Here is an 11,613-nt window from a genome sequence, read left to right as displayed (position 1 = left end):
TCACCCTCCGGCCAGCGTCAGGGGCACCGACAGGCCGCCCGGGCTCTGGTCGCGCACGTGCGCGTAGGTGATGGTCACCAGGACGGTCGCGAGGTCGTCGGTGGGGACGACGTCGACCTCCCGCAGCTCGATCCGCGGCTCCCACGTCCTCAGCGCGGCGTCGACGTCGCGGGCGATCGCGGCGCGGGTGGCCGGGTTGTTGGGCTCCATCAGGTGACGACGCAGCCCGCAGCCGAACTCCGGGCGCATGACCCGCTCGCCCGGCTCGGTGTCGAGTATCAGCAGGATCGACTGGCGGACCAGGGCGGGGCCGGAGCGCATCGGCAGCGCGGCGTTCTCCGGCACCGGGGGGAACGCCCACCCCCGGCCCAGCGGATCGGGTGGCGCGGTCACGGGCGCACCACCTCTGCCCGTGTGACGCGGGGGGCGAAGCGGGCGGCCTGCGGCGGCGCCGGGGTCTGCCGCAGTGCGCCGCGGCCGATCCCGGCCAGGGTCGAGGCGTCGAGCGTGTCCGGCGGCGGTGCGCCGCGCGCCTGCTGGAGGGCGGCTGCCAGCGACCGGCCACCGGACCGGGTGCCGCCGAACAGCGCGGCGAGTGCCGCGGTGAAGCTCGGCCGGGCCACCACGGTCGCGGCCAGGCCGGCGTCGATGTCCAGCCCGCCACCAAGCGCCTCGAAGTCGGCGACCAGCCCGGCGTCGATGGTCACGTCCGGGGGCAGGCAGAACCGCAGCGTCAGGAGGAACCACAGCTGGAAGACGAAGACGACGATCGGCAGGAACAGCTGCAGCACGAAGAACGCCACGATGGTGATCAGCGGGATCGCGAACGAGCAGACCTGGAAGCGGTCGTTCCTCATGGCGCCGGGTGCCCTGGTCGCCTCCAGCTCGTCGGTGGTGAACGACAGCTCGGAGTTCGGCGGGGTCCGGAAGCGCACCCCGCCGGCCCCGCCGGGACCCAGCCGGAACGCGTCGGCCTGCAGCTGGCGCAGGTCGGGCATCTGCACGGTGACCGGCCGGTTGCTGCTGCCCTCGAGGTCGGAGTGGCCGGCGAGGCGGTAGGGCCCGGTGGGCTCCGACCAGGTGACCGGGCACCCGCAGTGCCGCCCGTCCCGGGGGCACTCGGGCCGGTGCCGACGGGCGAAGCAGCGGATCTCGTACTCCTGCTCGTCGTCGAAGCGCGCGGCGCCGGTGAGGTCCACGTCGGCGGACCCGGTGGGGACGACGCCGAAGTAGACGACCTCGCCCGCCGCGTCGTGGTCCGGGCGGGTGGGGTCGGGCACGAGCGGTACCAGCGGATGGGCGACCTCGGTGACGTCCAGGGGCATCTCCTCGACCGGGACCCACGAGCCACGGCCGGCGAGGGGGGTCCGCTCGCCGGCGGGCTCGGTCATCGGCGCCGGCACGCCGGCGGCGTCCGCGCCGACCGGCACCCAGCCGTGCAGCCGGCGGATCGGCCCCGCGGCCAGCGCCGTGGTCGCGTGCTCGCGCACGGCCCGCTCGGCGCTCGCCGCGCTCGCCGTCGCCGCCACGAGCCGGCGCTCGAGCGCACTGCGGCGCAGCGGTCCGGTGCTGCCCCGCAGTCGCTGCTCGAGGGCCCGCCGCCGGCGCCGGGCCACCGCCCATGCCCGCAGCGCCGTCGCGGCCGGACCGCCCGGGCCGCCCGGCAGGTCGCCCGTCCGGTGGCGGACGACGAACCCGGCCTCGCACACGTCCTCGCGGCGCACCCGCGGCAGGCCCGCGCCGTCGCAGTGCAGCGAGCAGACGACCAGGTAGTGGCGGTGGTGGCTGGGCAGGTACAGCTTGCGCGGACCGTCGGGCACGCGGGTGGGCAGCGTGCCGAGCCCCGCCCCGGACAGCCGGGCGATCCGGTCGGTGGCATCGACGAACTCCAGCCGCTGCTGCGGGTCGGCGAGGAAGGTGTTGACCAGGTCGGGGCCGTCGTACTTCTGCAGCACAGGGGCGCTGACCCGCACGGCCCGGCGGTCGGCCGGGCTGCCCGGCGGCGCGGCACCGTCGAGCCGGGGCCAGTGCCACCAGGGCGCGATGATCCGCCACTCCTGGGCGGTGCGGGTCTCGACGGTGGTCACCAGACGTTCCCCGCGCCCGGGCTGTAGCTGGGGGACACCACGGCCACCGAGGTGACGACGTTGGTGCAGGAGATCATCCCGTCGAACACGGCCGTCGGCGCGTGCACGTTGAGCGCCGCCGCGGTCACCTCGACCGTCGCGTTGGCGCGCAGCGAGATCTGCCCGCTGGGGGTGAAGGTCACGGTGGAGCCGTCGGAGTGGGTCACCTGCAGGCTGCGGCCGCCGTCGTCGAGCACCACCCGGTGGCCGTCGCGGCTGACCAGGGTCACCTTCGGGGCGGCGGCGTTGTCGTCGAACTCCAGCACCGCGCCGGTGCGGGACTTCAGGACGCGCTTGTCGTTGGGCCGGGTCGGCGTCACCGGCATCATCTCCCGGCCGTTCCAGCAGGACCCCACCACGTACGGCCGGCCGAGGTCGCCCGCCTCGAATCCCACGACCACCTGCGTGCCGACGGCGGGCAGCGCCACGAAGCCCTGGTCGTCGTCGGCGTAGGGGCTGAGCAGGGTGGCCCAGGAACGCACGTCGGCCCCGGTGTCCCCGAGCCACGGGAAGCGCACCTGGACACGGCCCAGGCGGTCGGGGTCGACGATGTCGGTGACCAGGGCGGGGTAGAGCCCGAAGAAGCTCGACCCGGTCCAGTGCGGGGGGTGCGCGGCGCTGTCGAGCATCTGGGTCCTCCGGTCAGCCGGCGTTGACAGTGGGGCGCTCGGCCGCGAACCGCGTGCGCAGGCCGCGGGTCAGGTCGAAGCTGTGGTGGAAGCGGGTGACGTAGTAGCCGCCGCCGTCGAACGGCCGCCCGCAGCGGGCGAGGGTGACCCGGCTGCCGACGACGAGCTGCGGCGTGCCGGTGGTCGTGCCCTGCAGCTGCACGAACCGCCGGGACCGGCGGAGCATCTCGGCGCGGGCGAGGACGCTGGCCTCGACCTCCAGGAGCGGGACGTCGCGGACCCGCCGTCCGGCCACGTCGCCGAACGCCCGGCGCAGGGTCTGCGGGCCGGTGCGGCCCCCGGTGGTCTCGGCCTCGACCGTGGACGCCGGGGCCTCGGTCTCGATCGCCGAGCGGGTGGTGGCGTCGTAGCCGGAGACGTGCACGGACGTGCACTGCTCGGCGAGGTCCGCGCGGGCGGTGACGTCGATGAGGTCGCTGCCCCGGGTCAGGGTGACGCGCGACCCGGGCCGCCGGTCGCGGGTGGCCAGGTGCAGCTCCCGGTCCCCGGCCCACAGCTCGGCCTGGATCCGGCGCGCCCGCTCACGCAGGAACGCCAGGTCGCTCTGGTTCAGCTGCTGCACCGTGTCGTAGGTGGGGCCGGCCGCCGCCAGCCGCGGCGCGAGGCCGTGCCGGCGGGCCACCGAAGCCGCCACGTCCTCGTCCGAGGACCGCACGTAGGTCGCGCTGCGCTGGCTGAACCGCAGCCGCATGAGGTCGTCCTCGGCGAACACCCGGACGGCGGGGACGTCCGCCTCGGTGAACCGGATCTCCAGTGCGGAGATCGAGCCGGTGAAGACGACGCGCTCGTTGCCCGGCGGACCGAGCGAGACCTGCAGCCGCGCGCCGAAGTCCAGCACGTCGCCGTCGAGGTACTCGACGACGTCGGTGCTGGGCCGGCGCCGGGGAGCAGCGGCCAGCAGGTGCGCGCTCAGCGTCCGCAGGCCCTCGACGTCCTCCTCGACGTCGAGGCGCACCAGGTCGCGGGCCAGTTCCGGCTGCCGGGTGCCGCCGACCGTGAAGACCGGGAACGCCGAGGCGAAGGCCGGCTCAGCCATCGAAGCCACCGCCGGCGGTGCGGGCCCGGAGCCGGGCCTCCTCCTCGGCGAGCTCGCGGTGCCGCTGCCGCTCGTCCCAGCCCGCCGGGCGGTCCGGCGCCGCCGGGGCCGGCCGCTGGCCGGGCACACCCTGCAGCTCCACCGAGCTGCTGACCTCGCCGACGTGGACGGTCATCGGAGGCCTCCGCAGCTCTCCGGCCCCGCGGCGGTGCGGCCGGTCCCGGGCGGCAGTGCCCGCCACCGCGGCACGGTCGGGTCGTCGGTCTCCGGCGGGTGCAGCCCCCCGGCCGCGCGCCCGGTGGCCCCGGGTGGTGCCGTGCCCCGCTGCGCCGCGGTCGTGACCAGCGCCCGGCTGGCGACGCGCCCGGCACCGAGCCGCGGCCGCAGCGGCACCCCGAACCCGTACCCCAGCGCCCGCGGATCCGGCGCAGGCCGGGCCGGGACCGGGCTGCCCGGATCGGCGGGCGGGAGGACCGGGTCGGGACCGGGCGCGAAGGCGGACCGGGTGGCCGTGGCGGCGGCCGCGGCGTTGGTGGCGGCGGCCCGGTCCAGCACCGCCGCCACCCCGCCGGCCGCGGCCAGCGCCGGCCCGTCGACAGCGACCGCCGGGGGGACGGCCGCGGCGGGCGGCCCGGCCGGGGGCGCGGCCCGCGGCGCGGTGACGGCGACGCCGAGCCCGGCGGCCGGGGTGAGGGCCGCGGCGAAGTCGACCCGCAGCCCCGCGGGCAGTTCCCGGGGGTCGGTGATGCCCTGCAGCCCCTTCCAGGCGCGGGGGTCCAGCCCCATCCGGCCGGCGAAGTCCGGCGCGCTCTCCCCGGCGACGGCGGTGCCGGTGCGGTCCGGCGGCGGGAGCGGCGCGCCGCCCCCGGTGCCCGGCGCGGTGGACCCGCCGGGCGCCGCCGGTGGCACCGGCGGCACGGCTCCGGCGCCCGTGTTCGCGCCCGGCCCGGCCAGGGTCGCGTCGAACTCCGGCTTCTGCTCCTTGATCGTCACCGCGCACTTGGCCCGCAGCGGGACGCCGTTGGCGGCGAAGAAGTCGAAGTCCTGGTTGAGCCCGGTCATCACGCCGATCACGGAGAACGAGCCGTAGGTGAACCGCAGCCGGGGCGGCACCGCCTTCGGCTGCTTCATCGCGGGGAGCACGAACCGCTCCAGCCGGCGGGTGCGGGTGCGCACGTCGACCGGCTGCTCGGTGGTGCCCTCGTCGGCGGTGTCGAAGACCAGGTCGAAGGAGAGGGTCGACGTCGACCCCTGGTACTGGACCTTCTGCCGGCCGGTGTCCTTGCCGAAGTCGACGGTGCTGGCCATCTGCAGGCGCAGCGTGGCCGGGTTGACCTGCACGACGATCGGGTCGCCGACCCGAGTCGGCGCGGCGTCCGGCCTGGTGGTGACCTCCTCGAGGGTGGCCTTGATGAACTCCATCAGCGCAGCTCCAGCCGGAGGCCTTCGTGGGCGATCTGCAGTTCCTCGACGGCCACCTCGCCGGTGCGGGCGTTGAGCTGGGGGCCGACCACCTTGGCCGGCAGCCCGCGCACGAACGTCCAGGTGACGACGGCGGCCCGGTCCTCGTCGAGCACCTCGACGGTGCCGTCGTAGCGGCGCAGCGGCCGCACCCCGTCCACGACGTCCTGGAACCAGCGCCACAGGGCGGGATCGACCGACCCGCCGGCGGGGTGCAGCATGCCGCGGCGCAGGACGATGCGGGCGACCTTCGCGCGGCCGGCCCGCTGGACCACCCCGTTGTTGCGGCCGCCCTCTACGTACTCCCCCACGTCCATCTCCAGGTCCAGGCCCGAGCACTCCTGGAAGGCGCCATTGCCCAGCGGTGGGCCCGCCGCCGGTGCCGGCCGGGCGCCGGGGGGCGGCGGCACCGGCGGTGACGGTGAGAGCGTGACCCGGAAGCGGAACGTGCGCGCGAACAGCTCGGTCACGTCGGCACCCCTCGCTCCTGGCCCACGTCCAGGTCGGTCTCGATCGCTCCCCCGGCGTCGAGGACGACCCGGAGCACGAGGAACTCCAGGGGTTCGGACGGCGCCACGCCGACCCGCACCAGCAGCCGGCCCGGCCCGTCGGCCTCCGGACGGCCGACGTCGACGAACCAGGACTCCTGCGGGGTGGCGCCGGCGAACGCACCGGTGTCGGCGAGGTCACCGAGCAGCTGCTCGAGGTGCCGGCGCAGGCCGGCGCGCAGCGCGTCCCCCATCGGCTCGAACACCGTCCACGCCAGCTGCCGGCGCACCGCCCGCTGCAGCATCAGCAGCAGCCGGCGGGTCGTCAGCTGGCGCAGCCGCGGCTCCGACGACAGCGTCCGCGCGCCGGTCAGCCACACGCCGCCGGGCTCGACCCGGAAGACGTCGACGCCGGCGCGGTGCAGCTCGCCGTGGGCCGGCTCGTCGACCCGGTCGAACACGTCCACGACGCCGGCGGCGAGCTCGTTGGCCGGCCCACGGCTGATCCCGGCCCGCAGCTCGCAGCGGGCGAGGATGCCCGCGGCGACGGCAGACGGCGGCAGCTGCTCCAACGGGCCAGCCGGGTCCGGGCCGGGCGTGCGCAGCCAGGGGTGGTAGCCCGCGGCGTACGACGAGTCGAACGCCGACCGCCAGCGCAGCACCTGCGGGGCCTGCAGTCCCGGGGGGACGTCGAGCAGGGCGACCAGACCGAGCCGCTCGGCCACCTCGACCAGCCGGCCCTGGCGGCGCACGACCTGCTCGAGTCCCGCCGGGGTGGCCGGGTCCAGGGCCAGCCCGTCCAACCGGCGCAGGTCCCGGCCGGTCGGGGCGGGGGCGGGCGGACGGGCGGTGGTCTCGCCGCAGACCCGGAAGTCCGGGCTCCCGGGTACGGAGGCCGGCTCGGCACGGGCCGGCCCCCCCGCCGGGGCGTAGAGGTCCGGGACGACGACGCTGGCCGGCTCGGGGACGTCGAGCAGTGCCTCGACCCCCTCGGTTCCTTCGGCGTCCCCGCCGCGGGCGCCACCGAAGAGGTCCTCCTCGCGGACGAAGCACCAGCGATCCCGGCCGGGCACCTCGGGGGTGCCGCTCGCCCAGTCACCGAGGTCCGGCGCCGGCTCGTAGCCCCGCGGCTGGCCGGGCGGCGGCGCGAGCAGCCGCGACTCGCGCCGGACGACGTCGGGCAGGAACCTCGGGTGCGCCGGCTGCAGCCCCAGCCCGGCGAAGTGCTCGCGACGGGGGTGCGCGGGGTCGCCGTCGAGCACGGTCAGCTCCCCCTCGACGAGCTCCACCACCGCGGCCGCTGCCGCGTCGTCGTCGCCCGGGGGCGCGACGACCCGGTCGAGCACCGCGACCAGGTCGCGGCCGCCGGTTCCGGGCCGCGGCACCCGCTCCAGGCGGGCGACCACGGCCAGGGCGTCGGCCCGGTCGGGCACCCGGAGCCGGAGCAGGGCACCGACCGGGACCGCGGATCCCGGTGCCGGCACCACGACGGCGCCGGGAACCGCGTGCCGGGGCAGGCGCGCGCCGGCCCGGATCCGGGCGGCCAGCGCCCGCGGGACGAAGCGCAGCCGGATGGTCAGCCGGTTGCCCCAGGTCCCCTCGTTGCGCGAGCGCAGCGCCAGCCCGCCCGGCAGCCGGTAGTGCGCGCAGCCCGGCGGGCGCTCCACCCGGCCGCGCGGGACCCGGCGGACGATGCGCACCACGTAGGCGCGCCGCGCGCCCTGCGCGAAGTACGCGGCGACCGCGTGCGGCAGCAGCCCGGGGCCGTCGAACCCGCCGAAGAGCTCCTGGTACTCGTCCCAGCTGTCGACGGGGACGGCGACCGAGGGCGCGAGGCCTACCCCCTCACCGGCCAGGGACGGATCGCTCACCGGTTCGTAGGCCGGCCCGCGCGGGGTCACGCCGACGAAGGCGGCGACGTCCATCGGCTCGGTGGCCGTCCGCGGCTGCGGCGCCGGCGGGGCGAGGTAGACCCCGGGGGCGCCGAGCACCACTCCGGCGAGGCTCATCGGTACTCGATGCCCTCGTGGACCAGGTGCAGCTCCTCCATCGCGACCTCGCCGCCGCCCTTGGCCGCGAGCGTCGGACCGAGCCACTTCTTCGGCTGCGCCCGGGTCAGGACGATCTCCAGCGCAGGGTCGCCGGCCTCGTCGAACACCACGATCGTCACCGACCGCGGCTGGTACCGGCCCTCCCGCACGGCCTTGATCCAGGCGAAGATCTCGGTCGACCCGACCAGGCCGCGCTTGAGCGTGACCTCGTCCAGCTTGAACGTGTTGGGGATCTTGCGGACGGTGTTGGGCAGGTCGGTGCCCTCCCGGTACTCCGAGTAGTTGATCTCGTTGCCGAGGCCGGAGACGTCCGAGAAGCCGGCGTCGATCGCACCGCCGCCGTCCACCGGACCGAACTCGACCTTGAACTTGAAGGCGCCGTACGGGTTCTGGCGCACGATCGCGGGCATGTCCTGCTCCTCTGCGTTCCCGTGCCGGTCAGCCGCGGGCGTCAGCGGTGAACTGGCCGATTCGGAAGATCACGAACTCGGCGGGCTTGACCGGGGCCACGCCGATCAGGCAGATCAGCCGCCCGTTGTCGAGGTCGTTCTGCGTCATCGTGGAGCGGTCGCAGCGCACGAAGTAGGCCTGCTCGGGCGTGCTGCCCAGCAGCGCGCCGTTGCGCCACTGCACGTCCAGGAAGTCCTCGACGGTGCGCGTGATGATGCGCCAGAGGGCATCGCCGTTCGGTTCGAACACCGCCCACTGGGTGGCCAGGTCGATCGAGTGCTCGAGGAAGATGAACAGCCGGCGGACGTTGACGTAGAGCCACTCGGGGTCCGAGCTCAGCGTCCGCGCCCCCCACACCCGGTTGCCGCGGCCGGGGAAGAACCGCAGGGCGTTGATGTTTTCGGGGTTGAGCACCTCCTGGCGCCGCTGGTTGATCGTCGACTCGAATCGGGTCAGGCCGAAGACGACCTCGTTGGCCGGCGCCTTGTACACGCCCCGGGTGACGTCGTTGCGCGCGTAGATCCCGGCCACGAAGCCCGACGGCGGCAGGAGCAGCTTCTCCGTGGGCACCCCCGGAGCCACCGGGCCGCGGGGGTCGAGCACCTCGATCCAGGGGTGGTAGAGGGCGGCGTACTTGCTGTCGTAGTTGCCGCGGAACGCCCGGATCTCGTTCATGGAGGCGTTGCGCGGACCGTCGACCACCGCGATGCGGTACCGCGTCGCCTCGGCGTGCCGGATGAGGTTCTGCGTGGCGACGAAGCGCTGGTCCTCGTCGGCGATACCCCCGACGTCGGGCGCGGCGACGATGGCGACGTCGTCGACCTCGGCCAGCGCCGCCAGACCGGTGGCCTTGGCCGCGGCGACGTCCGGGTCCGCCTCACGGCCCAGCAACCCCTCCGCGGTGAGCGGGTCGCCGTCGCTGCCACCGGTGAGCCGGAACTGCCGGCGCGGCTCCTCCGCGCCCACCAGCCCGCGCAGGATCTCGATCGGCGTGGCCCCGGTGGCGGTGTCCCGGTCGAACCAGACGACGCAGTTCTCGTCGAGGGGGTCGTCCCGGTGCAGCACGCGGTCGATGGCCCGCGTGCCGTCGGGGGCGAGGCCGAGCCTCGGGTAGCTGTCGGTGCGCTCGTCGTCGACGTGGACGTCGACGGTCACCTCCACCGGCAGCAGCCAGTCGGCGACCGCGGGCGGGCTGGGGTTGCCCCCCTGGTCGGTGAAGGTCTGGGTGCCGTCCGGGGCGATGCCGACCAGCCGGAGGGAGGCCGGGTCGATCGGCGCGTCGGGCCGGGGCTGCTGCCCCGGCGGGACCACCTGGAGCAAGGTGCCGTTCCGGACGGCGCGGCTGACCTCGGCGACCGGTTCCCGGTGCAGGCCCACGTCCCCGCCCCGGACCGCGGAGACCTCCACGGTGACGTCGCCGTCGACGCCGGGCCACCGCGCGACGAACAGCGCGCGCCGGGGCTGGGGCTGCGTGGGTACCGTGATCTCGGCGCTGGACACCCCGGTGGGGTCGTCGTCGCCCCGCTCGTGGACGCGGGAGACGTAGAGCCGCTGCCCGCCGTTGAGGAAGAACGCCCGGGCGGCGTGTGCCAGGTACGGGAGGTTGCCGTCGGAGAACGGTGCCAGCCCGCCGTAGACCCGCTCGAACTCGGGATAGCTGGTCACCAGGCGGGGCTCGGTGGAGAGCGGCCCGTCCGGGTAGCGCACCGGCCCGTATCGGGTGCGGCCGGCGAAGCCGGTGGTCGAGGTGGGCACCCCCGCGATGGACTTCGCGCGGTAGCTGACCTCTTCGACGAAGACGCCGGGAGCCAGGTACTCGGGCATGGCCGCCTCTCTCGGTCGCGATCAGGGCAGGAGGAACGGATCGGCGCGGACGACGGACCCCCGGCGACAGCGCACCGTGCCGGTGGTCGTCGTCGTGTAGCCGGGCGGGAGGGCGGTCCCGGCCGTCACCGGGTCCCCGGCGAGGTCGGTCACCCGCTCCACCGGGAGCAGCCACAACGGGTCGGCGCGGGAGCCGGTGGGCGAGTCGACGGGCTCGGTCCCCGCTGGGCGGGTCCGGGCGTGCACGTTCAGGTCGACGTCAACGACGCCGGACAGGGAGATCGCCTGCAGTCGCTCCAGCGGGCCGACGACCAGCAGGAACTCCCCGCGCTCGTCCCCGTGCGCCCACCAGGTGGTGGTCGGCGCGCCGGCCGAGCGGCCCTCCACCCGCACCCACTGGGCGGGGGCCCCGTCGGCCTGCCAGAACACCTGGCCCCGGATGGCGGTCGCGCCGGGGGCGATGCCATAGGTGATCGACGGGAACAGCGCCGGGCGGCATCCGCGGGCGGGGGGCGCGCCCGCCGCCTCGCCGGCGAGCACCGTGCCGAGGTCCGGTGCGGGGAGGGACAGCCGGCGCGGCAGCTGACGGCGGAACCGGTCGACGATGCGCACCACCAGGCGGTCCGGCCGGTCCGTCGCGGGCGCGCCGAACGCGACGGCGAAGCGGCCGGTCGGGCTGCGCCGCAGCGCCGGCAGCCCGACGTCGTCGGGGACCCGGCCGGTGCGGTCCACGCCCCGCGGCAGGGGATGCGGGCGCGGCACGTGCTCCAGGTGCACCGCGGTTCCGGGCGGGCGTCCGCGCGCGCCCGGCTCCGGGTCGAGCGCGTCGACGGGCTCGATCCCCAGGCGCAGCCGCGCCACGCCCTCTGCCCAGACGGGCGGCAAGAACGTGTTCACGGCCCCACTCCCGGACGCGCGCCGCGGATCGAGGTGAGCACGTCGCCGTCCGGCGAGCCCCCGCGCGTGGAGACGACGACCACGCGGGCGAGGTAGGGGATGCTCAGCCGGAACTCGCAGCGCAGGCTGTCGAAGGTCCGCATCAGGTCGTCGGTCGGCATGTCCTCGAGGTACAGCTGTACGGACTCCGCGACCGACCAGTCGCCCCCCACCTGCAGCTGTGGCCCGGTCAGGCCGCCCAGCTCCTCCAGGATCTGCATGGACCGGCCGATCACCCGGTGCTCGTCCTCGGCGTTGTCACCCCATGCGGTCAGCAGGTAATGCAGGTCCAGCGGCAGGTGGACGTTGCCGTCCGCGGCGCTCGTGACCGCCCACGCCGGCCGCAGCGCCTTGGTGAAGTCCACCCGGTAGAGCAGCAGCGACAGCCCGGGGCGGGTGACCGACGGCGCCGGCGGGTCGAGGTCCTCGGTGCGCACGAGCCGCGACTTGGTGTTCGAGCCCGGAACCGGCTCCTGCACGGCGTACCCGGCATTGAGCACCGACTCGATGCTCTTGCCCACTGCGGCGATGCCGCCGAATCCCGCCACGCCG

At 75.7% G+C, this 11,613-nt stretch carries 12 protein-coding genes; all 12 read right to left on the bottom strand.

Annotated elements, in window-relative coordinates; genetic code table 11:
- Genes BUB17_RS17325 through BUB17_RS17270 form a run of 12 tightly spaced genes read right to left on the bottom strand, consistent with a single transcriptional unit; the run spans position 1 to position 11,609 of the window.
- Positions 1 to 393, bottom strand: a complete 393-nt coding sequence (locus BUB17_RS17325) for a GPW/gp25 family protein (RefSeq protein ID WP_072919938.1) — start codon at positions 391 to 393, stop codon at positions 1 to 3.
- Positions 390 to 2,087 carry a hypothetical protein gene (locus BUB17_RS17320; protein ID WP_072919937.1) on the bottom strand — a complete coding sequence of 566 codons (1,698 nt, stop codon included), beginning with the start codon at positions 2,085 to 2,087 and terminating at the stop codon, positions 390 to 392. Before BUB17_RS17320 ends, BUB17_RS17325 begins: the two co-directional genes overlap by 4 nt.
- Positions 2,084 to 2,755 carry a phage baseplate assembly protein V gene (locus tag BUB17_RS17315; protein WP_072919936.1) on the bottom strand — a complete coding sequence of 224 codons (672 nt, stop codon included), beginning with the start codon at positions 2,753 to 2,755 and terminating at the stop codon, positions 2,084 to 2,086. The genes BUB17_RS17320 and BUB17_RS17315 overlap by 4 nt, the downstream gene beginning before the upstream one ends.
- A 13-nt stretch (positions 2,756 to 2,768) precedes the next feature.
- Positions 2,769 to 3,851, bottom strand: coding sequence for a phage late control D family protein (locus tag BUB17_RS17310; protein WP_072919935.1), 1,083 nt, complete (start codon positions 3,849 to 3,851; stop codon positions 2,769 to 2,771).
- Positions 3,844 to 4,026, bottom strand: coding sequence for a hypothetical protein (locus BUB17_RS26220; RefSeq protein ID WP_072919934.1), 183 nt, complete (start codon positions 4,024 to 4,026; stop codon positions 3,844 to 3,846). The genes BUB17_RS17310 and BUB17_RS26220 overlap by 8 nt, the downstream gene beginning before the upstream one ends.
- On the bottom strand, positions 4,023 to 5,273 hold the full coding sequence (locus tag BUB17_RS17300; protein ID WP_072919933.1) for a CIS tube protein: 1,251 nt from the start codon (positions 5,271 to 5,273) through the stop codon (positions 4,023 to 4,025). Before BUB17_RS17300 ends, BUB17_RS26220 begins: the two co-directional genes overlap by 4 nt.
- Complete coding sequence (locus BUB17_RS17295) at positions 5,273 to 5,782, bottom strand: phage tail protein (RefSeq protein WP_072919932.1); 510 nt, start codon at positions 5,780 to 5,782, stop codon at positions 5,273 to 5,275. Before BUB17_RS17295 ends, BUB17_RS17300 begins: the two co-directional genes overlap by 1 nt.
- Positions 5,779 to 7,809, bottom strand: a complete 2,031-nt coding sequence (locus BUB17_RS28280; RefSeq protein WP_072919931.1) for a phage tail sheath C-terminal domain-containing protein — start codon at positions 7,807 to 7,809, stop codon at positions 5,779 to 5,781. Before BUB17_RS28280 ends, BUB17_RS17295 begins: the two co-directional genes overlap by 4 nt.
- The gene (locus BUB17_RS17285; protein WP_072919930.1) at positions 7,806 to 8,261 is read right to left on the bottom strand and encodes a phage tail protein; all 456 of its coding nucleotides are present in this window, start codon (positions 8,259 to 8,261) and stop codon (positions 7,806 to 7,808) included. The genes BUB17_RS28280 and BUB17_RS17285 overlap by 4 nt, the downstream gene beginning before the upstream one ends.
- Before the next feature lie 28 nt (positions 8,262 to 8,289).
- A complete protein-coding gene (locus BUB17_RS17280; protein ID WP_072919929.1) occupies positions 8,290 to 10,125 on the bottom strand; it encodes a phage tail sheath family protein in 1,836 nt (611 codons plus the stop codon).
- A 21-nt stretch (positions 10,126 to 10,146) separates the two neighbouring features.
- A complete protein-coding gene (locus BUB17_RS17275) occupies positions 10,147 to 11,022 on the bottom strand; it encodes a hypothetical protein (protein ID WP_072919928.1) in 876 nt (291 codons plus the stop codon).
- On the bottom strand, positions 11,019 to 11,609 hold the full coding sequence (locus BUB17_RS17270; RefSeq protein WP_072919927.1) for a Pvc16 family protein: 591 nt from the start codon (positions 11,607 to 11,609) through the stop codon (positions 11,019 to 11,021). The genes BUB17_RS17275 and BUB17_RS17270 overlap by 4 nt, the downstream gene beginning before the upstream one ends.
- Positions 11,610 to 11,613 lie beyond the last annotated feature (4 nt).

Source organism: Geodermatophilus obscurus, from assembly GCF_900143215.1.
GTDB lineage: Bacteria > Actinomycetota > Actinomycetes > Mycobacteriales > Geodermatophilaceae > Geodermatophilus > Geodermatophilus obscurus_A.
The sequence above is the reverse complement of the archived record's forward strand: the minus strand, read 5'-3'. Positions and strand labels throughout refer to the sequence as shown.